Genomic DNA, 21,584 nt, shown 5'->3' on the forward strand with positions numbered 1-21,584 from the left:
TTATTCCTCCTTTTGATCATCCGATTTTATATGACTCTGAATAGTAGGTACAACATTTTTCTCAACCATATTTACGGTTTGTCTTATCGCGTTTAATACTGCATTAGCATTTGAAGATCCGTGAGCCTTAATAACAGGAGCTGCGAGGCCGAATAACCCTGCGCCACCATACTCCGTATAATCAAGTTTATCCTTTATTCCGCGAAGTTTTGGCTTTAACACACCTGCTGCCAGCTTACTCGTAAAACTGGAAGTAAGCTGTTCTTTAATCATTGAAAACATACTGATGGCTGTACCTTCAATTGATTTAAGTACAAGGTTGCCAGCAAACCCATCACAAACTACCACATCTGCAGCTCCCATAAGTAAATCTCTTGATTCAACATTTCCTACAAAGTTGATATCCGCATCTTCCAATAAGGGAAATGCCGCCTTTGTTAGCGTATTTCCTTTTTCGCTCTCTGTCCCAACATTCAATAAACCAACACGAGGCTTCTCAATGCCTCGAACTTGCTGGCAGTAGATTGAACCCATTAATGCATATTGCAGAAGATGTTCGGGTTTTGCATCCATATTTGCACCAACATCCAGGAATAAAAATCCCTTCCCATCAAGTGTAGGAAGTGTCGGGGCTAAAGCTGGTCTTTCTATTCCTTTTATCCGACCAACATAGAAAAGTCCGCTTGCCATCAAGGCTCCTGTATTCCCTGCAGATATATAGGCATCAGCCTTACCTGATTTCACTTCATTTGCAGCAAGCACCATGGATGAATTTTTTTTACGTCGAACTGCGCGCACAGGCTCTTCTGATGTTTCAATTACCTCATCCGTATGTATAATACTGAACTTGTGATCTGCCGGCAGATGCTGCTTAATTTTCTCTTCATCTCCCACTAATGTAATGGCGAGTTCTGGATATTGTTCTACAGCAAGTAATGCACCTTTTACGATCTCCTGTGGTGCATTGTCACCGCCCATTGCATCAATTGCAATATTCATGCTGAATTAACTTCCTTCCTTTGAATCTTGTGTTGATCTGTACATCGTAAATTCTCCGTTAAACACAAGCTCTTTTTCTACAAAGCTGTTAACTTCTACGATCGATCTTTCCGAACCTGTTTCCTTTACTTTTGCTTTTGCAATAATTCTTTCTCCAACCCTGACTGGCCGGGAGAAACGAATACTCGCTTTTGCTGTTAAAGCAAGCTCATCATTGATAATAGCAACAGCAAGCGAATTGGCTTGTGCAAAAACATGGTGTCCCCTTGCAATCTTATTCCGGGAAAAAACATGCTCTTCTTTAATATCTAATATTGAAATGGCGGATTCATCAAGTTGAAGGTCAATAATTTCTCCAATGACCTCTTCTATTGCCAGTGCTTTAACATCATCAAGCTTTGTTTCCGCAACAGACTTGATTCTTTCTCTTAATTCAGGGATAGAAAGTTCAAGACGGTCCAGTCTGATTGTCTGTACACTGACACTAAACTTTTCTGCCAATTCTTCATCTGTAATAAAAGGTGTTTGTTTTATCGTCTCTCTTAGCAGCTCTTGCCGCTCTTTTTTTGTTTTTTTCATAAATCCTTTCCTTCTTCCATAAAAAGGTCTCATTTATGAGTAAGATAGTTGATCGTTAAATGCAACGCATTAGAAAAGCAGGTACCGCATCAAAGCGTACCTGCCAATTATCTTTCTGCTATTAAGAGCTGGTACTAATAGTAGTATATAGTATCAGTCTGCTTCTTTCAAGATTAATCTAGTCTTTCTTTATCCAGCACACCTTGACTGGTTAGAATCTCTCTAATTTGTTGGTACGTATCGCTGCTCCAGAACTCATCTGAATTGACTAACCTGGCTGCGTCATTTCGTGCAGTTTCTAATATACGATAATCGTGAACAAGATCAGCTACTTTAAAGTCCGGTACACCGCTTTGTTTATTGCCAAAAAAATCACCGGGACCCCTTAGCTCAAGATCCTTTTCAGAGAGTTCAAAACCATTCGTTGTCTCTGTCATAATTCTCATTCGCTCTTGTCCCTCTTCTGTTTTCGGATCAGCAATGAGAACACAATAAGATTGGTCACTGCCGCGTCCAACCCTGCCCCTCAGCTGATGAAGCTGGGATAAACCAAATCTCTCTGCGTCATATATGACCATGACTGTTGCATTTGGCACGTTCACACCAACTTCAACAACAGTGGTAGATACTAGGATCTGACAGTTATTCGCTGCAAACTTCCTCATTACCTCATCCTTCTCTGTTGGATGAAGTCTTCCGTGCATTAAACCAACATTATACTCTTGAAAGTAGTTGCTGAGCTGCGCATGTACATCAATAGCATTTTGCACATCAACCTTTTCAGATTCCTCGATCAAGGGACATATCACATAAGCTTGCCTGCCGCTTTCGATTTCCTTTTTAATAAAATCCAGAACCCTGTCTAACATGCCATGCTTAGCCCAGTGTGTAATGATTGGTTTTCTTCCTGCTGGCATTACATCAATCGTTGATACATCCATGTCACCAAAAGCTGATATCGCAAGTGTCCGAGGGATAGGTGTAGCAGTCATAAAGAGAACATCCGGGCTTTCTCCTTTTTCCCTGAGCACCCTTCTCTGATTCACGCCGAACCGGTGCTGCTCATCTGTAATCACTAAACCTAGATTTTTAAAATTTACTTCGTCTTGAATGAGAGCATGTGTACCAACCATGATCTGTATCTCACCTTGACTTAATAGGTTTAATGTTTCTCTGCGCAGTTTACCTTTTACCGAGGAGGTTAAAAGGGCTACTGTGATGCCAAACGGGGTGAAGAGCTCCTTTAACGACTGAAAGTGCTGTTCTGCCAGTATTTCAGTAGGGACCATCAAAGCACCTTGTCTATTTGCAGTTACTGCGGCGTATAATGCGATTGCGGCTACGACTGTTTTTCCAGATCCAACATCCCCTTGGAGCAGCCGGTTCATACGGCTAGCAGCAGACAGGTCCTTTAAGATTTCATCCACCACTCTCTGCTGAGCATCCGTCAGTTGGAACGGCAAGGATTCAATAAACCCATCTACTCGTTTCCTGTCAAACTTCAAAGAGGCTCCTTTTGACTGCTGTCTGTTCCATTTTCTGAATATCTGCATCTTTAGTTGAAAAAGCAATAGCTCTTCAAAAGCCAGCCTTCTTCTCCCTGCTTTTAAAACCTGAAAGTTCTCAGGAAAATGCATCATTTTAAGTGCCGTTTCTTTGTCAGGAAGCCGGTATGCCTCTTTAAGTTCCTGCGGCAGAGGATCGGCTATCTGTCCTGAAAACTGACGAAACGCCTGATCTATTATTTTGCGCATCGTTTTTCCATAGAGCGAACCTTTTACCGAATAAACCGGTTCGATCTTTCTATCATCTGAGAATGCTCCAAAATGCACATCACTTACCGTTAAGGTCATTTTATTACGATCCCATTTACCTGTTACAGTCAGAGTCTGACCTAGGGAAATTTGATTTTTTAAGAACGGCCGATTAAAGATGGTAGCGGTTATCAAATATTTACCGATTAGCATCCTGAAAGACAATCTGGATTTTTTTTTCGGAAAATAACGCAGAGAAGGTTCAGAATGAACCTTCCCTTCGATTGTTGCCTTTTCATCGTGTGAAATCTCTGCCAGATCTTTCTTCTGATAATCTTCATATCGATACGGTAAGTATTCAAGCAGATCTTCAACTGAATGTATCCCCATGCTTGCTAGTTCTTCAGCTTTCTTATCACCTATTCCTGCTACAGCTGTTATGGATTGAGTAAGCATCGTTACTTCTCGTTTAGCGGAATGCCGAAGATTTTTGCTTCTAGCTCTCTTCCTGTTGGCGTAGCAGCTAAACCGCCAAGTGCAGTTTCGCGCAGAGCAGATGGCATCGTTTGTCCTATTTTATACATCGCATCAATAACTTCATCACAAGGAATGCGGCTAACGATACCCGCAAGTGCCATATCTGCAGCAACAATGGCATTACTTGCACCCATCGCATTCCTTTTTACACAAGGAACTTCTACTAATCCTGCTACAGGATCACAAACCAGCCCAAGCATATTTTTTAAGGCGATTGCCATCGCTTCAGCAGATTGAGCGGGTGTACCGCCAGCCAATTCAACGATTGCTGCTGCAGCCATTCCAGTTGCAGATCCAACTTCAGCTTGACAGCCGCCAGCCGCTCCAGAAATAGAAGCATTATTTGCCACCACAAAACCGAATGCTCCAGCAGCAAACAAGTATTCAATCATCTGCTCGCGCGTTGGGTTCAACTTTTCTTTTAACGCAAACAATGTACCAGGAACCACACCTGCAGATCCTGCAGTTGGTGTTGCACAGATCGTTCCCATTGCAGCATTCACTTCATTGGTTGCCATCGCTTTACTTACCGCATCAAGCATAAGCTCTCCAGAAAGAGACCTCCCTGTTTTGATATACGTTTGAAGCAGTTTACCGTCACCGCCGGTTAAACCAGAATGAGACTTCACGTCTTCTGTTATACCGCGCTGAACCGCTTCTTCCATAACTTTAAGATTTCTATCCATGAATGCGATGACTTCTTCTCTTGTACGGCCAGTTACATCCATTTCCTGCTCGATCATAATAGAAGAGATCTTGCATTTTTTTGATTCAGCCAACTCTATTAACTCAGCTACATTACGAAACATTCTTCTCACCTCTTAGTCGTGTATCTTTACCACTTGCTGAACAATAGGGAGAGAACTTAATTCGTCAATGATGATTTCATCTGCATTCTGATCAATCTCAATAACCATCAGAGCTTCTTTCCCTTTTTCTTTCCGCGATACTTCCATATGTCCGATATTAATTTCATGCTTTGCTAAAATATTTGCTACACCGGCAATTGCACCGTATTTGTCGTTATGAACAATAAGAAGAGCAGGATGATTACCTGAAAGCCTTAAAGAGAAACCATTTAGTTCTGTAATTTCAATTTTTCCTCCGCCAATGGAAATGCCAACGACTTCAATCTTATCATTCTCATCACCAATAATTACACGTGCTGTATTAGGGTGATCGGTTACCGCATCTTCAGCAGTCATAGAAATTTTAATACCTTCCTGCTTCGCGATTGTAAGCGCATCCACAATCCGAGTATCAAAAGTATCATAATCTAATATACCACCCACTATAGCCACGTCTGTTCCATGACCTCTATAGGTTTTAGCAAATGAACCATAAAACGAAATCTTTGCGTATTCTGGTTTTCTGCCAAATAGATGCCTTGCTACCCTGCCGATTCTCGCAGCACCAGCTGTATGTGAACTTGACGGTCCGATCATGATGGGACCGATTATATCAAACACACTTTTATATTTCATGATGATCTCCTTCAAATTACGTTTTTTCCAATAAAATAAGTATCCCCTCTTAACTTTATCATACTTTAAGTTTAAGAGAGAATACTTTTCATTTTTACTCTACTGACAGAATGAAAGAATAGATCGGCTGTTTTCCATTATGGATTTCCGCTTCAGCATCAGGAAACTTATCTTCAATATATTCAGCAAGTTCCTTTGCTTCTTCTTCTGAACTATCTTCACCATAGATTATAGTTACGATCTCTGAATTCTCATCCATCATGTTTGATAAAAGCTCTTTCGTAACTTCTTGTTTGTCAGTCTTAGAAGTGATGATCTTCCCTTCTGAGATTCCCATGAAATCACCTTTAGCAATTTCTACACCATCAATGGAAGTGTCTCTCACTGCATAAGTAACTTGACCTGACTTAACAGAAGAGATGGCTTCGTTCATCTTCTTTTCATTCTCCTGCAAATCAGCAGAAGGATTGAAAGCTAATATAGAAGCAATTCCTTGTGGCACAGTCTTTGTACGAATGATCACTACTTCTTCATCAACAACACTTGCTGCTTGTTCAGAAGCCATAATAATGTTGCTGTTATTAGGAAGAATGAATACTTTTTCTGCATTGACTTCAGCAATTGCCTTAACGATATCCTCTGTACTCGGATTCATGGTTTGTCCGCCTTGAATCACTGATGCTCCCATAGATGAAAACATCTCTTCAATGCCTTCGCCCATCGCAACAGTTACGATGCCGTACTCTTTCTTTTTCGCAGAGACTTGCTGTGAATAAGAAGGGATCACTTCATTCTCGCTCTCTAAAATCGCTGAATGTTGTTCACGCATATTTTCAATCTTGATATTAATCAAGCTTCCATAACGGTGAGCTAGAGTCAGCATGTTTCCTGGCTGTTCTGTATGAATATGAACTTTAACCACATCATCATCAGCAACAACTAAGAGAGAGTCACCGTGCTGATTTAATTCATTACGGAAATTAGTTTCATCGAATGGGTTGTTCTTAATCTTGTTCGCTTCAAATTTAACCATAAACTCCGTGCAATATCCAAAATGGATATCTTCAGTTTTCATGTGGATTTGTGCTTTATGATGTTCAGCATTAACGAGTTCACCCATTGAAGGACCATTGACAGACACTTTTGGCAGTTCTTTTCCTTCAAGTACTGCTAAGAATCCTTCATAAACCGTAACTAACCCTTGACCGCCAGAGTCTACAACGCCTACTTCTTTTAGAACAGGAAGTAGATCCGGAGTCCGGTTTAAAGAAGCTTTGGACTCTTTTACAAGTTCCTTCATGATGTATAGAATGTCATCTGATTTTTTAGCTTCTTTTACAGCCTTTTTAGCAGCATCTTTCGCTACAGTTAAAATCGTTCCTTCTACTGGTTTCATTACTGCTTTATATGCTGTTTCAACACCTTTATCAAATGCATTAGCAAATTCAGCCGCTGTGATAGAATCTTTTCCTTCTACTGCTTTTGAGAATCCTCTAAAGAGCTGAGAAAGGATAACACCTGAGTTTCCTCGAGCTCCCATCAACAGACCCTTTGCAAATGCACTTGCAACGGCTCCAATCTGATGAGAAGTATTCTTTTCAACTTCCTTCGCACCAGAAGTAATGGTTAGGTTCATGTTTGTTCCTGTATCACCGTCTGGCACTGGAAATACATTAAGTGCATCGACCATGGCCGCGTTTCTTGATAGGTTTGAAGCACCCTCGAGCACCATTTTTGAAAACTTTTTTCCGTCTAAAACTTTTAAAGACACAAAACTTCCTCCTAACTAAGGGGTTGTCACCCTGACACCCTGAACGTAGATATTGACCGAGTCAACCGCCAAACCAAGCATTTGATCCAGGGTATATTTCACTTTGTTCTGAACGTTATGAGCCACTTCAGAAATCTTTGTTCCGTAACTTACAATAATATACATGTCGATATGTACTTCATCTTCTTCTTGTCGGACAACGATCCCCCGGGAGAAATTTTCACGTCCTAATAGTTCAGTTATTCCATCCTTTAATTGTTTTCTTGATGCCATGCCAACAATTCCATAACAATCGATTGCTGCTCCACCAGCGATAGTGGCAATCACTTCATTAGAAATATCAATTTGACCATAGGTTGTTTTCATTTCAATGGACATGCTTACATCCCCCTTTAAATTGTTAAATGGCTAACAAATATTTTACTATACATCAGTCTATTTTGAAAGGACTACTACATTTCACACCATGTAAATAGTATTGTCAAGGGAATTTACTTGAAAACCTTTTATGAATATGTTGCAATGCTTCGTGAGTCATGCTAATATTATTTAGTATTTAACATACGATTGAATTGATGCAAAGCTTTTTTGCTGTAAAGGAGGTTCACCTACTATGGCTCGTAAATGTTTTATTACTGGAAAAGGACCTAAAACTGGTAACAAGCGTTCTCACGCGATGAACAAATCAAAGAAAAGCTGGGGAGCTAATGTCCAAAAGGTTCGCATTCTTGTGGACGGAAAGCCAAAGCGCGTATACGTATCTGCTCGTGCCCTTAAATCTGGGAAAGTTGAACGCGTATAAATAAAAACAGCAGCTATAGCTGCTGTTTTTTTATTTCTCCTAAAAAATTGTAGTCTGCACCTGAAAGCATGCTTTTAGGTGCAGTTTTTTTCGTTTTCAATATTCATTGCGTGAAACTTGAACACGTACCGTAACATCGTCGCCGAATATCCTTTTAAAACAAAAAAAGCGCCTTGGGCGCTTTTTTTGTTTGTTATCCTTTTTTAAAAGAACCTAAGATGGCACGTACGAATCCCCCTAAGAATCTAGGAAGTTTAATGGTATAAAATTTCATCTTACCCCTCCTCCAGGCCCATAAAAAATGATAAGAACAGAAACATAAAATACTTTATTCCCCTTTTTATGAAATGGTGCTTCGGGGCCTGTATTCCGTAATTTTTTAATCACGGCTCTTTACCATCAATATTATGCCGCAGTCGAAAGAATAAGTACCACTTTTATTTACAAGCTCATTTGAGATGCAAAGTGATGATCCAGCCTTTAAATCTGCATTGTCCAAAGGATATTTAAAGCCTTTTAATGTAATCCCTTTAACCACTTCACTATGTGAGAGAAAGGAGAAATAGGTATACTTTTTGTCTTGCTCCACTTCGTACGTACCTGGAAGTTTTAGTGAGATCTCATTTCTGATATCTATTATTCTTACGTCCACTTTGCTGAAGCGGCTTTTATATAAGAGCTGCGTATTCATTAGTTCATGATCCAGTCTTCCGCCTGTCGCTCCAAACAACAGAAGCTCTTCTGGACTCTGTTCCAACGCCCATTCTACGGCAATTTCCATATCTGTTAAATCTTTTTCAGAACGGTACAGATTAACCTTTATCTCTTTATGAAGAATCATATTTTTTTCAGCAGCCGTAACAGAATCAAAATCACCAAATGCGTATTGCGGAACGATTTCTTGCCGCAAAAGAAACAGCGTGCCCCTATCAACACCAATCCACAAACAGTCTGTTGTGCTGTCGTATTCCTTTAAGTCAGGAATTAGGTGTTCAGGGCCGCCTGCAACAATTCTTATTTTCATGCTGCTTGGTGATAACCGCTTCGTGCAGCATGCAATAATTTTGGAGCTGTGTTTGTTAACAGGATCACAACAAGTGATGTGATCGCAAAGATTACAATCATGAATGAACCATTATACAAGAAAGAATAAAGCCAGACGTTCATTTCTTCAGCTAGATCACTAAAGAAGATAACACCTGAAAATACGTGTGAGAACGTTCTTAATAAACAGCCTACAAGGATACCTGTTACCATCAATAATGTTCTTTTTGCTCTATTTTGTGTAATAGATGGAGCAAAGGCACCAGCCACGCCCGCTAAAGCAAATGCTAGAGGATAATCAAGAACTAACTGTGCAGGGTGGATAACATACGGATTAACGAGAAGCTGGAGCAAACCAACGACTAATCCTGTAAAAACACCTGCTTTTAGACCCCTTCTAAAAGCCATTAAGAAGATTGGAACCATCTCAAGAGATACGGAACCACCTTGTGGCCAAGGACCAGCAAACTTAATCAGTCCTAGAATTAATGATAGAGCAGACATAATAGCTATTTCTGTTAATAGGGAAATATTGTTTTTTTTCATTTTTCATCCTCCTATTCGTAGTTTAAGAAGAAAATAAAAAAGCAACCGGCATGTGAGCGCGGTTGCTTTAAGATTCATGTTAATAGAAGTCAAAAAGTCATACGACTCCACATCCCTACGCAGGTATGATCCAGCTTCAGGTTCAAAGGGTCGGGAGAACACTCCCCTCTCAGCCCTTTAAAGGACTCCCCCTGTGGTTGCTTATTTTATTGTTCGGACCTATTATACACCACGTATAGAGCGGATTGCATCTTTTAAATCTTTTTTCCCATAAATGGCAGATCCCGCTACTAAGACGTTTGCACCTGCTTCTATACAGAGAGGTGCTGTTTCCGGGTTTACACCACCGTCTACTTCTATTTCAACATCCAACCCATGTGTCTTAACTAGATCAGCAACTTCTCTGATTTTTGGGACTACACCTTCAATAAAAGATTGTCCTCCGAATCCTGGGTTTACTGTCATCAATAAAACAAGGTCAATGTCGTTGATAATATGTTTAATGGAATCAACTGGTGTAGCAGGATTAATAACTACCCCTGCTTTAACACCCTGTTTTTTTATAAGTTGTATGGTCCTATGAAGATGCCGTGTCGCTTCAACATGAACGGTTATAATATCGGCACCAGCCTTTGCAAATGCTTCGATGTATTGATCTGGATTTTCAATCATCAAGTGAACATCTAAAGGTAATTTTGTAACAGGCCGAATCGATTGGACAACAAGTGGTCCAATCGTAATATTTGGCACAAAATGCCCATCCATAACATCTACATGAATGTAATCTGCACCTGCAGCCTCAACTGCCTTTATTTCTTCGCCTAACTTTGAGAAGTCAGCCGAAAGTATAGAAGGAGCTATCTTAATCATTAGTACCTCCGTTTTTGATCTTTTATTTCTTGTAAGAAACTCACGTAATGGTCGTACCGAAATTGAGGAACGACTCCATCTTCTACACCTTTTTTAACAGCGCATTTTGGTTCAGATGTATGGGAGCATCCTCTAAATTTACAGTCTCCGCGAAGTCGGTCCATCTCCGGAAAATACATAGACAAGTCATCCGCTTCGATACCCATAAAGTCTAATGAACTGAAGCCAGGTGTATCTGCAACCAATCCGTTTCCGAACATCAATAATTCAACATGTCGGGTAGTATGTTTTCCTCGTCCCAGGTGGCTTGAGATCTCATTGGTTTCAAGCATCAGCTCCGGATTTATTGCATTTAATAAGGAAGACTTCCCAACACCTGACTGTCCTGCAAAGACCGTCACTTTGTCTTTAAATAAAGGATAAAACATCTCCAGGCTATCGTCTGTCTTAGTAGAAGTTGGAATAACGTCGTAACCAAGATTTTTGTAAGTTTCAATATATTTCTGTATCTCATTCATATCGTCTGATTGTTTAACAAGATCCATCTTTGAGATACAAATCACAGGCAAAATATCATTTGCTTCAATATGCACAAGGAACCGGTCTAATAAAAGCGTGCTAAAATCAGGTTCAGTTGCTGAAAAAACGAGAATGGCTTGATCTACGTTCGCAATTGGAGGACGGACTAATTCATTTTTACGTTCTTTTACATCAAGGATATATCCGTCTGTAATGTTGCTTGACTCATATTCTACCCAGTCACCAACCAGAGGGTTAACCTTCTTCTTGCGAAAGTTCCCTCTACCTCTGCATTGGAAAACTTCTGGTTTTCCAATTTCTTTTACGTAGTAAAAACCAGCGAGCGCTTTAACAATTCTTCCTTCAGGCATGCTTAATCACCATCGTCCCCTTCCTCTTCATCATTATTATTTTGGGCAACCGAATTTTTGATATCATCGTATTTTATCGTCTCGGATTTTTGTTCTTTTCCATTGATATAAACTGCATATGAAGCAGATCCACCTTCGGCTATTGTTAAAGGAATCTGATATTTCTTTGTTTCTGTAATGGTTTCCTCTATAAATACTTCATTTCTAGCATTTTTATCCGAATAAACGATCTTTACAACAACAGGTTGTTTTTCATTTTTCTTATCGAGTTTTACTTCTATCTCTTTTGTCGTGGTACGGTCTCCTGATGGTTCTTCGCCATCACTTGGTGGAGGCTCTTCGGTTTCTTCAGGACCATCTGATAAAACAACGGAAATCGTCGCGCCTTTTTCAACTTGAGTAAATGGTGAAGGATCTTGTGAAATCACTCTGCCTTTTTCTACAGTTTCAGAAAACTCAGTTGAAAATTCTACCGTTAATCCGGCATTCTCAGCAAAAGTTTTAACATCTTGTTCTGTTGCACCAATCAGGTTCTCTACTTGAACGGTAGGAGTTCCTGAGCTTACTGTTAAAGTAACAGTCGTTTCTGCAGGTGTCACTTTCACATCTCTGTCAGGACTTTGAGCGAGCACTGTTCCTTCAGGTTCAGAATCTGACTCTTCATAGTTGATCTGAATACTGGAGCTAGAGAAACCGGCATCCGTTAATGTATCTTTAGCAGCATTAACATTTAACCCTTCTACATCAGGCATATTTTCCTTTTCTGGCCCTTTTGATACATATAAGGTAATAACAGCGTTCTTCTTAACTTTTGTACCAGGTGATGGATCCTGCCTAATAACATGTCCTTCTTCTATTTCAGGATCAAATATTTCCTGCCGTTTAACATCAAGTCCTTTAGCCTTCAAAGCATCAAATGCATCAACATATTCTTCTCCTAATACATCAGGCACGTCTACTTCTTCAACGTAAAAGATATCAGGCAGGATGGTAAAGGCTGCAATAGTTGCACCCCCTAGTAAAAGAAAAGAGATCAGAAGAATGAGCCACCAATTTCTTTTCTTCTTCTTGGGCTTCTCCGGTTTCTTCTCTTCTTCTATCATACTGGTTTTTTCTATCGTTTCTACAGGTGGAACAATGGGAGGAATGTACTTTGTTTTTTCATCTTCATCACTGTCTTCATTCCATTTTTGCTCATACATCCGGTCTGGATCTAGTGCAGAACTCATATCTCGTAGGAGCTCTTCGGCACTGTCGTATCTTTTTAAAGGATTTTTAGCTAATGACTTTAAAACGATGTTTTCCACACTTTGTGGAATTTCGGGATTCAGTCTTCTTGGTTCGATCACATTTTCTTGCAAGTGCTTTAATGCAACAGATACTGGAGAATCTCCGACGAACGGCACTCTTCCCGTTACCATCTCATAGAGTACTGCACCAAATGAATAGATATCCGATTTTGCGTTTGCAATACCGCCCCTGGCTTGTTCGGGAGAAAAGTAATGAACAGAGCCTAGAATAGAGTTCGTATGAGTAATCGTAGCTGACGTTATAGCTAGAGCGATCCCAAAATCCGTTAATTTTGCCGTACCGTTTTCTGTTATTAGAATATTGTGCGGTTTAATGTCTCGATGGATTATTCCATGATCATGAGCGACTGCCATCCCGGAAACAATCTGTTTCATGATATGCAATGATTCCTCAACGGATATTTTCCCATGTTCTTTTATGTATTGTTTGAGTGTTTTTCCCTGCACATATTCCATTACGATAAAATAGATTTCCTCATCTTCACCAACATCATAAATGCTGACAATGTTCGGATGATCTAAACTAGTAGCTGATTCCGCTTCCCTCTTAAATCTTCTGATGAAATCTTCGTCTTTATTAAACTCTGAACGAAGCACTTTTACAGCTACATCTCTATCAAGAATTAAATCTTTTGCTCGATAAACGATGGCCATTCCGCCGTCACCAATTATTTCTAAAAGCTTGTAGCGGCCACTGACTCTTTTTCCAATCATGTTATTGCTTCCCCTTTTGTATCTGTGTCAGAACTATTCTGTATAAGGATAGCAGTTATGTTATCTTCACCACCTGCATCTTTTGCCCAGGTGATTAATTTTTCAACTTTTTCCGTAACCGTTTCTTCAGAGTTATCCAAAGCTTCATGAATTCTCTTAAATGAAACTTTATCTGATAAACCATCCGAACATAGCAATAGGTAGTCACCTTTGCTCCAGATGATCTCGTTTAATTCGGCTTCTACCGTTTCATCCGTACCCACAGCTTTCATGATCATGTTTCTTCGTGGATGGATCTCTGCTTCATCCTCTGTTATCTGACCAGATTTAACCAATTCTTGAACAAGTGAATGATCATCTGTTACTCTTTTAAGTTCACCGTTTGAAAATAGATAACAACGGCTGTCCCCAATATGAGCAATGGTTATCTCGTGGTTTGTCCCGAGTGCGGCAACAATAGTTGTCCCCATCCCTCTCGTTTCCGGATTCCCTTGAGAAAATTCAAAGATATGCTTATTCGCATCTCTTAAAACGTTTGTAATCCATTCTTTTACATTCCCCATATTTTCTTCAAACTGTCCCCAAGCTTCTTTCATTACTTTCAGGGCTTCCTGGCTCGCGATATCACCTGCTTTATGTCCGCCCATACCATCAGCGATAACTGCAAGAAAGTGTTCACCTTTTGTGAACACTTCTCCGCTATCTTCATTATGCTTCCTTACCATTCCAACATCTGTTTGAAAGGCAATCTGCATTCCCCCGTCACCTCGTCTCTTCTTTACGTTCCTTAGCCCGCAGCTGACCGCAAGCTGCGTCAATATCGTGCCCTTGTTCTCTTCTGATGGTGGCATTGATGCCTCTGGAGGTTAACGTCTCTAAGAACTTAAATATTTGTGTTTTCGGTGTTCTAACATAATCTCTTTCAGGTACATAGTTTACTGGAATCAAATTCACGTGGCACTTTATATCCTTAATTAAGTCAGCTAATTCATTAGCGTGGTCCACTGAATCGTTTACTTTTCCAAAAAGACCGTATTCAAACGTAACACGGCGACCTGTCTTTTTAATGTAATAACGAATCGAATCCATCAATTCATTTAACGGATACATTCTGTTAACAGGCATTAGACGGCTTCTTGTTTCTGTGTTTGGTGCATGAAGTGATATGGCAAAGTTGATCTGCATCCCTTCATCTGCAAACTTATATATATATGGTACTACACCACTAGTAGAGATAGTGATGTGACGAGCCCCTATATTTAAACCTTGATCATGGTTGATGATCTTCAAGAAAGACATAAGGCCTTCGTAGTTATCGAATGGCTCGCCAATCCCCATAACAACGACAGAACTGACTCTTTCATCTGTTTCATCCAATGCTCGTTGAACTTGAAGAACTTGCGCGACAATTTCACCAGCTTGCAGGTTACGTTTTAAACCACCTAATGTGGAAGCACAGAACGTACAGCCAAGACGGCATCCTACCTGTGTTGTTACACAAATACTGTTTCCATATTCATGTCTCATAAGAACTGTCTCAATGGAATAGCCGTCTTGAAGTTCGAATAGAAATTTGATCGTACCGTCAGATGATTCCTGTCGAACCACTTCTTTAAGAGGTTTAATATAATAGTCTTTTTCTAATTTTTCACGCAAACCTAGAGGAAGGTTGGTCATCTCCTCGAATGAAGACACACGTTTTTTATAAAGCCATTCAAAGATCTGCTTTCCTCTGAACTTTGGTTCTCTAATGTCCTTTAGCCATGCTTCAAGCTCATGAAGCTCTAACGAAAAGATAGAAGGCTTAATATTTGGTTTTGTTTGTTTCTCTGTTAAAGGTTTAAGCATGTTTCTCACCACCTGTTGTCTTTTTTCTGTATGCTGCTATATAGAATCCGTCGCTATTAAAATAATGAGGCATGATCTGAAGGTCTGATCTTCCATCAATTATATAGGATCTAACATTTTGCGGCATTCTTTCTGTAAAATTCGGGTCCCATTCAAACTCAGGGTGGTTGTCTAAAAACCAATCAGCAACCATCTTGTTCTCTTCTTTATCAACCGTACATGTACTATAAACAAGAGACCCGCCTTGTTTAACCATCTTAGAAGCCGCGTCCAATATATCTTTTTGAATCGCGTTAAGCCTCATGACATCTTCTTCTGTTTTGGACCATTTTAGATCAGGTTTCTTTCTGATTACACCAAAGCCGCTGCAAGGGGCATCTACAAGGACTCTATCAAACGTTTCAGGTAAAAATTTTTCTGTTACTTTCCTTGCATCCAATACAGAAGCCTCGATATTCTCAAGATCGAGACGCTTGGCTTGTTTATTAATCAAATCGATCTTATGCGCATGCAGATCGAGAGAGATAACCTTTCCTTTTCCTTGCATAAGTTCGGCCATATGAGTTGACTTGCCACCGGGTGCTGCACATGTGTCCAATACATAATCACCTGGAGCAGGATCTACAGCTCGTGCTACAAGCATAGAACTTTCATCTTGAATGGTAACCAAACCTCTTTTATATACTTCAGTTTCAGGAAGGTACCCTTCTTTTATTATGATACCCTCTGGAGACAATTCTCCTTCTTCAGCGACAATTCCTTCTTCTTTCAGCTGCTTCAACACGTCTTGTCTATTCGTTAGATGTGTGTTTACTCTTGCTGTTACCGATGAAGCAAGAAGGTTTGATTCTGCCATCTTCTTAGCGTCTTCTTGTCCAAACTGATCGCTCCAACGTTCAAAGAGCCATTGTGGCATACTATATATCAGCGCATCTTTCTCTGAACCTTCTCCCGCTTTCTTATCCATTGAAGCGGTGCCTTCACGCTGAAGCTTTCGTAAGATTCCGTTCACAAGACCTGCCAATCCTTGATGACCTCTTTGCTTTGTAATTTCTACGGCTTCATGAATGATGGCATGGTCAGGAACTCTGTCCATGTAGAGCATCTGGTAAATCGATAAACGCAGTAAAGTAAGGACCCACCGATCTTTTTTCTTAACAGGTTTGTTCAGCAATTGATCTACATAGAAATCAATCGTATTTTTGCGCTGTATCGTTCCATACACGATGTTTGTTAAAAGGCCTTTATCCACATTTTTTATGTTGGCATTCTGCAGGGTTTGGTTAAGCTGCAAATTGCTGTATGCCTGATTTTGTTCAATTTTTAGTAAAACGTCAAGGGCGATCGCCCGTATGTTGTTTTCCAACTTTACTCACCTAATTTCAAGCCTTTTGCTATGCTTGCTCCTTTAAGATAATCACTTGCCAACATTCTCTTTTTCCCTGAGAGCTGCAAGTCTGTAATAATAATGCTAGTCTTGTTTCCTGTTGCGACCTGAAGCCCACTTTCTTGTACAGCTATTACTGTCCCAGGCTCTGCATCGATATTTGTCTCTTGTTTTTCACCCCACCAAACTTTTAAGGGCTGCCCGTTTAAATACGTATAAGCTACAGGCCATGGATGAAGACCTCGGATGTGGTTATAAATTTCTTCACCGGTTAACGTCCAATTAATCTTCTCCTGTTCACGGGTGATGTTCCATGCAAAGGAAACTTCTTCATCCACTTGCGGAATAGGTTTTATCTTCCCTTCAACAAGCAGCGGAATCGTTTCTGACAGCAGTTTTGCACCCGCTGCGCTTAACTTATCGTGCATCGAACCAACATGATCTTTTTCTTCAATCGGTACTTCAACTTGGGTAAGTATATCACCTGCGTCTAATTTTTCAACCATATACATGATCGTAATACCTGTTTTATCGTTGCCATCGATAATACTTTTATGAATAGGAGCTCCGCCTCGATATTTTGGCAGCAATGAGGCATGAACATTAATACACCCAAATTGAGGGGCTTCTAAGATGGCCCTTGGCAAGATCTGACCATACGCAGCTGTGACAATTAAATCTGGCTGAAGTTTCAGAATCTCTTTATAGTCTTCACGCAGCTTTATTGGTTGATACACGGAAATCCCGTGTTTAATCGCTTCTTCTTTTACAGGTGTTTGCTTAATTTCTTTTTTTCTTCCGACCGGCTTGTCCGGTTGAGTAACTACCCCTGCAACATCATAGCCATCTTCAACGAGCTGACGAAGGACGGGTACAGAAAAGTCGGGTGTTCCCATAAATAATACTTTCATGTTCTTATCCCTCCAATTCCTCATTCTTATAATAGGCGATAACTTTTGAAGTAAATAAAATCCCATGAAGATGATCGATTTCGTGCAGAATTGCTCGTGCCAGAAAATCATTTGCTCTTATAGTAAATGCTTTTCCATTCTCATCTTGGGCAGTTACTGTTACTTCATAAGGACGTTCAACTTCACCGAATAGACCTGGAAAACTTAAGCACCCTTCAGGACCGGTCTGACTGCCGGATGTTTTTTTTACCACTGGGTTAATCAAGACGATCTGTCCTTTATCATCTCCTACATCAACTACAGCGATTTGTTCTGCGATCCCGATCTGCGGTGCAGCAAGTCCAACACCTTCTGCATCATACATCGTCTCAAACATATCTTGAACTAACTTTTTTAGATCCTTATTAAACGTTGTTACTGGTTTACATTCCTTTTCTAGAACTGGATCTGGATGTTCTACGATTTTTCTTATTGTCATGGTTTTCTCCTTAACTAGCTACATAAGTGTTTGGGCGTTTAAATCTCCCGTTATTTGAAGATCTTTAATGTCTTTATCTTTTTGGAAATGAGCGATGATCTCTTCAAACCATACTCTTAGCTCTGGCTCATTTTTGTATTTTATCATGACCTGATAGCGATATCTATCCTTCACCCGCGCGATCGGCGAGGTTACAGGACCTAGCAGAAGACTATCATGTGATAAGCGTTTTGATAAGTAGGTTGCTGCTTTATCACTCGCATCAACGACTTGCATCAAATCAGGATGACTGAACGTTAATAATCCCAAATAGTAAAAAGGCGGGTATTGGTGCAGCTTTCTTGCTTGCATTTCATGATTATAGAAGGTGTGATAGTCATGTTTTGATGCAAGCTGAATGCTGTAATGCTGTGTGTCATAGCCTTGAACAATTACCTTTCCTTCAAGTTCATGTCTTCCTGCCCGTCCGCTTACTTGTGTCAAGAGCTGGAACGTTTTCTCTGAAGCCCTGAAATCAGGTAGGTGAAGCATCGTATCAGCAGCCAGTACACCCACTAATGTTACCTTGGGAAAATCAAGTCCCTTTGCAATCATCTGGGTACCGAGCAGGATATCCGCTTCACCGTTCTCAAATGCAGTTAATAATTTTTCATGACTGCCTTTTTTTGAAGTCGTATCAACGTCCATCCTGATCACACGCGCTTCAGGCAAAACTTTAGCCAGTTCCTCCTCAACTTTTTGAGTGCCTGTTCCGAAAAAACGAATATGCTCTGAAGAACATGACGGACAGACTGAAGGAGTACCTTCTTTATAGCCGCAATAATGGCATTTTAATTCTCCGTATCTTTTATGAAAGGTTAATGAAATATCACAATGAGGACAGTGGGCTACATAACCACAATCTCGGCACAATATAAAAGAAGCATATCCCCGCCGGTTCAGAAAGAGTACGGATTGTTCACCTTTTTCAAGACCAGTTTTTAATTTATCCATTAATTCTTTTGAAAACATGGAACGGTTACCGTTTTTCAATTCTTCTCTCATGTCAATTATCGTCACTTCTGGCATCGGATTGGAATGAACACGTTTTGCGAGTTCTGCTAGCTGATAACGTCCTTTTTGTGCTCTTGCATACGTCTCTAAAGCTGGTGTTGCACTCCCAAGTACGATAGGGCACGAGTGAAATTTCCCTCTCCAAATCGCAACATCCCGTGCATGGTATCTTGGATGGTCTTCTTGTTTGTAACTCGTTTCGTGTTCTTCATCTATAATCACGATTCCTAAGTTTTGAAAAGGAGCAAATATGGCTGACCTTGCCCCAACAACAACCGAAACTTCTTTTCTAAGTATCTTTCGCCATTCATCATATTTCTCTCCGATTGATAACCCGCTGTGCAGCACAGCAACAGCGCTCCCAAACCGCCCTTTAAAACGGTTCACCATCTGAGGTGTAAGTGATATCTCCGGAACGAGGACTATAGCTTCTTTCCCTTTATCAAGCACAGATTGAATGGATTGTAAATAGATCTCTGTCTTGCCGCTACCTGTTACACCGTGAAGAAGTACTGTTTGATGATTATTATTTTCAATAGAATGTAAGATGGGCTTTATCGCATTCTCTTGATTTTCCGTTAGTGGGAGAGGCTTTGATGGCTTCATCTTTCTTCCTTGAAACGGATCTCTATAAACCTCTTTTTCTTCAATATGAAGTATCCCTTTTTTAACAAGCGTTTGTGCTGTTGTATGAGAAGCACCTGTTTCTGTTAGAATTTCTTGCAGAGGATATTCTCCAGACGGTCTATTGACCAATTCTCTAAGCAGAGCTTTTTGCTTCTCTGCTTTCTTTTGATTTTGCTGAATAGTGTCTTTCGCTAAATCTTTACTAGCAAGCGAAACGAATTTAACTCTCTTCTTGTTGGCTTTATTTTTCACTTTATAGACTACGTCCAGTACTCCTTCTTTTGCAAGGTTCTGCAGCGTCTTTAAAAGATGTGGGTTTTCATTGGTAATATCACTCACGTTTATTTCGTTGTTTGCTGAAAAGAGAGAAGCGATCGGATCTGTCAGCTTCTCGGGAACTAATACTTGGAATGCTTTTTCATAAGTCGCTTTCATTGCAGCAGGGAGCATGGCTTGATAGGCCGTTATATAAAAACTTAGTGTGTTTTCAGCAAGCCATCGTCCGAGCTCAATTAATTCGGAAGTCAGAACAGGAAGCGGATCGAGTATTTCTATTATGTTCTTCATTCCTTTAACAGTAGAATCCTCCTTAATTTCGAGGATGAAACCTTGCAGCTTCCTTGGTCCGAATGGAACGATAACCCGCATTCCAGGCTCTGCCCATCCTTCCAATTCTACAGGGATTCTATAGTCAAACGTTTTGTTCACACTGCCAGATGGAACATCGACAACGACAGCTGCTATCATCGACCCATCAGTTCCAGCACTTCATTTAATATTTCTCTGGCCGCTTTCTCTTTTGAGAGAATAGGAAGAGGTTTCATTGAACCATCTCTTTTAATCATAACAATTTCATTCGTATCACTTCCAAAGCCGGATCCTTCTTTTGAAACATCGTTTCCAACAACCATATCAAGGTTCTTTCTCGCTAGTTTATCTTTTGCATAAGTTTCAAGATCTTCTGTTTCTGCTGCAAATCCAACTAATATTTGATGTTCCTTTCTCTCACCTAGAGCTTGTAAAATATCATCTGTTTTCTTAAGCTCAATCGTCCATGTATCATTTTTTTTCTTGAACTTATTTGCATGTACCGTAACAGGTGTATAATCAGCAACCGCTGCACATTTGATCACAACATCTTGTTGACTATAGTGAGATAAGGTTTTATCATACATTTCTTTAGCTGAAGTTACGTTTTCCACAAAGACTCCTTCAGGAACCTGCAGCGAAGTTGGACCTGTTACTAATGTTACATCAGCTCCTAGTTTCTTAGCTGCAGAGGCAATAGCGTAGCCCATTTTACCAGAAGAGTGATTTGTAAAATAACGGACCGGGTCTAATTCTTCTCGTGTTGGTCCGGCAGTCACCAGTACTCTTTTTCCTTTAAACGGTTCTTTTATTTCGTTATTTTTTTCATTAAAATAATCATGAACGGACTCTATTAATTCTTCAGGCTCAGCTAGTCTTCCTTTACCAATCCATCCGCATGCAAGAAGTCCCTCATTAGGTTCAATAAAACGGCAGCCATATGCGGCAAGTGTTTCCATGTTTTTCTTCACAGCTGGATGATTAAACATGTTTACATTCATTGCAGGTGCAATCAGCACATCTGCTTTTGTAGCAAGTAAAGTCGTAGTAAGCATATCGTCTGCTATTCCGTTTGCTAGTTTTCCGATAACGTTAGCCGTTGCAGGTGCAATCAAAACCAGATCTGCCCAGTCTGCTAGATCGATATGACTAACTACTGAAGGCTCTTTTTCTTCAAACGTATCTGTATATACTTCTTGGCGTGTCAGCGTTTGAAAGGTAAGTGGTGTAATGAATTTTTGAGCAGAATGTGTGAGTATCACTCTTACTTCATATCCGCTTTGGTATAATCTGCTTGCTACAGTTGCTGCCTTGTATGCAGCGATTCCGCCTGATACAGCAAGCAATACTTTTTTCTTTTCCATAATAAACCCCTTTCGCCGCTCTTCTCTT

Annotated in this window: 21 protein-coding genes and 1 riboswitch; of the genes, 1 reads left to right on the plus strand and 20 read right to left on the minus strand. The window is 40.2% G+C overall.

Annotated elements, in window-relative coordinates; all coding sequences use genetic code 11:
* The 7 genes from plsX to IEV52_RS11760 form a co-directional block, all read right to left on the minus strand.
* Nucleotides 1-999, minus strand: a complete 999-nt coding sequence (gene plsX / locus IEV52_RS11730) for a phosphate acyltransferase PlsX (RefSeq protein WP_188402724.1) — start codon at nt 997-999, stop codon at nt 1-3.
* 6 nt (nt 1,000-1,005) lie between these two features.
* Nucleotides 1,006-1,578 (minus strand): transcription factor FapR, encoded by a 573-nt coding sequence (gene fapR / locus IEV52_RS11735; RefSeq protein WP_188402725.1) that lies wholly within the window; start codon nt 1,576-1,578, stop codon nt 1,006-1,008.
* A gap of 173 nt (nt 1,579-1,751) precedes the next feature.
* Nucleotides 1,752-3,788: an ATP-dependent DNA helicase RecG gene (recG, locus tag IEV52_RS11740; protein ID WP_229754269.1), complete on the minus strand. Its 2,037-nt coding sequence runs from the start codon at nt 3,786-3,788 to the stop codon at nt 1,752-1,754.
* Nucleotides 3,789-3,790: 2 nt separating this feature from the next.
* Nucleotides 3,791-4,678 carry an L-serine ammonia-lyase, iron-sulfur-dependent, subunit alpha gene (sdaAA, locus tag IEV52_RS11745; protein WP_188402726.1) on the minus strand — a complete coding sequence of 296 codons (888 nt, stop codon included), beginning with the start codon at nt 4,676-4,678 and terminating at the stop codon, nt 3,791-3,793.
* 12 nt (nt 4,679-4,690) lie between these two features.
* Complete coding sequence (sdaAB, locus tag IEV52_RS11750) at nt 4,691-5,353, minus strand: L-serine ammonia-lyase, iron-sulfur-dependent subunit beta (protein WP_188402727.1); 663 nt, start codon at nt 5,351-5,353, stop codon at nt 4,691-4,693.
* Nucleotides 5,354-5,447: 94 nt separating this feature from the next.
* Entirely contained in the window at nt 5,448-7,124 is a 1,677-nt protein-coding gene (locus IEV52_RS11755; protein WP_188402728.1) for a DAK2 domain-containing protein, read from the minus strand.
* Between the two features lie 15 nt (nt 7,125-7,139).
* Entirely contained in the window at nt 7,140-7,502 is a 363-nt protein-coding gene (locus tag IEV52_RS11760) for an Asp23/Gls24 family envelope stress response protein (RefSeq protein WP_066240675.1), read from the minus strand.
* A gap of 235 nt (nt 7,503-7,737) precedes the next feature.
* On the opposite strand from IEV52_RS11760, the gene rpmB reads away from it, so the two are divergent.
* Complete coding sequence (gene rpmB, locus IEV52_RS11765; protein ID WP_066240673.1) at nt 7,738-7,926, plus strand: 50S ribosomal protein L28; 189 nt, start codon at nt 7,738-7,740, stop codon at nt 7,924-7,926.
* Between the two features lie 193 nt (nt 7,927-8,119).
* Here the strand turns inward: rpmB and spoVM are convergent, their stop codons facing one another.
* The 13 genes from spoVM to coaBC form a co-directional block, all read right to left on the minus strand.
* The gene (gene spoVM, locus IEV52_RS11770) at nt 8,120-8,200 is read right to left on the minus strand and encodes a stage V sporulation protein SpoVM (RefSeq protein ID WP_066240671.1); all 81 of its coding nucleotides are present in this window, start codon (nt 8,198-8,200) and stop codon (nt 8,120-8,122) included.
* Nucleotides 8,201-8,305: 105 nt separating this feature from the next.
* Nucleotides 8,306-8,950: a thiamine diphosphokinase gene (locus tag IEV52_RS11775; RefSeq protein WP_188402729.1), complete on the minus strand. Its 645-nt coding sequence runs from the start codon at nt 8,948-8,950 to the stop codon at nt 8,306-8,308.
* A complete protein-coding gene (gene thiT / locus IEV52_RS11780; RefSeq protein WP_188402730.1) occupies nt 8,947-9,516 on the minus strand; it encodes an energy-coupled thiamine transporter ThiT in 570 nt (189 codons plus the stop codon). Before thiT ends, IEV52_RS11775 begins: the two co-directional genes overlap by 4 nt.
* 95 nt (nt 9,517-9,611) lie before the next feature.
* A riboswitch (TPP riboswitch) is annotated at nt 9,612-9,718 on the minus strand.
* Between the two features lie 20 nt (nt 9,719-9,738).
* A complete protein-coding gene (rpe, locus tag IEV52_RS11785) occupies nt 9,739-10,386 on the minus strand; it encodes a ribulose-phosphate 3-epimerase (protein ID WP_188402731.1) in 648 nt (215 codons plus the stop codon).
* Complete coding sequence (gene rsgA / locus IEV52_RS11790; RefSeq protein WP_188402732.1) at nt 10,386-11,276, minus strand: ribosome small subunit-dependent GTPase A; 891 nt, start codon at nt 11,274-11,276, stop codon at nt 10,386-10,388. Before rsgA ends, rpe begins: the two co-directional genes overlap by 1 nt.
* 2 nt (nt 11,277-11,278) lie before the next feature.
* Nucleotides 11,279-13,300, minus strand: a complete 2,022-nt coding sequence (gene pknB, locus IEV52_RS11795; RefSeq protein ID WP_188402733.1) for a Stk1 family PASTA domain-containing Ser/Thr kinase — start codon at nt 13,298-13,300, stop codon at nt 11,279-11,281.
* Nucleotides 13,297-14,151: a Stp1/IreP family PP2C-type Ser/Thr phosphatase gene (locus IEV52_RS11800; protein ID WP_229754270.1), complete on the minus strand. Its 855-nt coding sequence runs from the start codon at nt 14,149-14,151 to the stop codon at nt 13,297-13,299. The genes pknB and IEV52_RS11800 overlap by 4 nt, the downstream gene beginning before the upstream one ends.
* On the minus strand, nt 14,063-15,148 hold the full coding sequence (gene rlmN / locus IEV52_RS11805; RefSeq protein ID WP_188402735.1) for a dual-specificity RNA methyltransferase RlmN: 1,086 nt from the start codon (nt 15,146-15,148) through the stop codon (nt 14,063-14,065). Before rlmN ends, IEV52_RS11800 begins: the two co-directional genes overlap by 89 nt.
* Nucleotides 15,141-16,514 carry a 16S rRNA (cytosine(967)-C(5))-methyltransferase RsmB gene (rsmB, locus tag IEV52_RS11810; protein WP_188402736.1) on the minus strand — a complete coding sequence of 458 codons (1,374 nt, stop codon included), beginning with the start codon at nt 16,512-16,514 and terminating at the stop codon, nt 15,141-15,143. The genes rlmN and rsmB overlap by 8 nt, the downstream gene beginning before the upstream one ends.
* A 2-nt stretch (nt 16,515-16,516) precedes the next feature.
* A complete protein-coding gene (fmt, locus tag IEV52_RS11815) occupies nt 16,517-17,446 on the minus strand; it encodes a methionyl-tRNA formyltransferase (protein ID WP_229754271.1) in 930 nt (309 codons plus the stop codon).
* A 4-nt stretch (nt 17,447-17,450) separates the two neighbouring features.
* Nucleotides 17,451-17,924, minus strand: a complete 474-nt coding sequence (gene def, locus IEV52_RS11820; protein ID WP_188402737.1) for a peptide deformylase — start codon at nt 17,922-17,924, stop codon at nt 17,451-17,453.
* 18 nt (nt 17,925-17,942) lie between these two features.
* Nucleotides 17,943-20,351, minus strand: coding sequence for a primosomal protein N' (gene priA, locus IEV52_RS11825; protein ID WP_188402738.1), 2,409 nt, complete (start codon nt 20,349-20,351; stop codon nt 17,943-17,945).
* Nucleotides 20,348-21,559, minus strand: a complete 1,212-nt coding sequence (gene coaBC / locus IEV52_RS11830) for a bifunctional phosphopantothenoylcysteine decarboxylase/phosphopantothenate--cysteine ligase CoaBC (RefSeq protein WP_188403895.1) — start codon at nt 21,557-21,559, stop codon at nt 20,348-20,350. Before coaBC ends, priA begins: the two co-directional genes overlap by 4 nt.
* Between the last annotated feature and the right edge of the window lie 25 nt (nt 21,560-21,584).

Origin of the sequence: Fictibacillus barbaricus, from assembly GCF_014635025.1 — a bacterium.
GTDB classification, from domain to species: domain Bacteria; phylum Bacillota; class Bacilli; order Bacillales; family Fictibacillaceae; genus Fictibacillus; species Fictibacillus barbaricus.

What these genes read in the sequence shown, in the direction of transcription:
- plsX (WP_188402724.1), bottom strand. Translation starts at nt 999, where the DNA reads ATGAATATTGCAATTGATGCAATGGGCGGTGACAATGCACCACAGGAG.
- fapR (WP_188402725.1), bottom strand. Translation starts at nt 1,578, where the DNA reads ATGAAAAAAACAAAAAAAGAGCGGCAAGAGCTGCTAAGAGAGACGATA.
- recG (WP_229754269.1), bottom strand. Translation starts at nt 3,788, where the DNA reads ATGCTTACTCAATCCATAACAGCTGTAGCAGGAATAGGTGATAAGAAA.
- sdaAA (WP_188402726.1), bottom strand. Translation starts at nt 4,678, where the DNA reads ATGTTTCGTAATGTAGCTGAGTTAATAGAGTTGGCTGAATCAAAAAAA.
- sdaAB (WP_188402727.1), bottom strand. Translation starts at nt 5,353, where the DNA reads ATGAAATATAAAAGTGTGTTTGATATAATCGGTCCCATCATGATCGGA.
- IEV52_RS11760 (WP_066240675.1), bottom strand. Translation starts at nt 7,502, where the DNA reads ATGTCCATTGAAATGAAAACAACCTATGGTCAAATTGATATTTCTAAT.
- rpmB (WP_066240673.1), top strand. Translation starts at nt 7,738, where the DNA reads ATGGCTCGTAAATGTTTTATTACTGGAAAAGGACCTAAAACTGGTAAC.
- spoVM (WP_066240671.1), bottom strand. Translation starts at nt 8,200, where the DNA reads ATGAAATTTTATACCATTAAACTTCCTAGATTCTTAGGGGGATTCGTA.
- IEV52_RS11775 (WP_188402729.1), bottom strand. Translation starts at nt 8,950, where the DNA reads ATGAAAATAAGAATTGTTGCAGGCGGCCCTGAACACCTAATTCCTGAC.
- thiT (WP_188402730.1), bottom strand. Translation starts at nt 9,516, where the DNA reads ATGAAAAAAAACAATATTTCCCTATTAACAGAAATAGCTATTATGTCT.
- rpe (WP_188402731.1), bottom strand. Translation starts at nt 10,386, where the DNA reads ATGATTAAGATAGCTCCTTCTATACTTTCGGCTGACTTCTCAAAGTTA.
- rsgA (WP_188402732.1), bottom strand. Translation starts at nt 11,276, where the DNA reads ATGCCTGAAGGAAGAATTGTTAAAGCGCTCGCTGGTTTTTACTACGTA.
- pknB (WP_188402733.1), bottom strand. Translation starts at nt 13,300, where the DNA reads ATGATTGGAAAAAGAGTCAGTGGCCGCTACAAGCTTTTAGAAATAATT.
- IEV52_RS11800 (WP_229754270.1), bottom strand. Translation starts at nt 14,151, where the DNA reads ATGCCACCATCAGAAGAGAACAAGGGCACGATATTGACGCAGCTTGCG.
- rlmN (WP_188402735.1), bottom strand. Translation starts at nt 15,148, where the DNA reads ATGCTTAAACCTTTAACAGAGAAACAAACAAAACCAAATATTAAGCCT.
- fmt (WP_229754271.1), bottom strand. Translation starts at nt 17,446, where the DNA reads ATGAAAGTATTATTTATGGGAACACCCGACTTTTCTGTACCCGTCCTT.
- def (WP_188402737.1), bottom strand. Translation starts at nt 17,924, where the DNA reads ATGACAATAAGAAAAATCGTAGAACATCCAGATCCAGTTCTAGAAAAG.
- priA (WP_188402738.1), bottom strand. Translation starts at nt 20,351, where the DNA reads ATGATAGCAGCTGTCGTTGTCGATGTTCCATCTGGCAGTGTGAACAAA.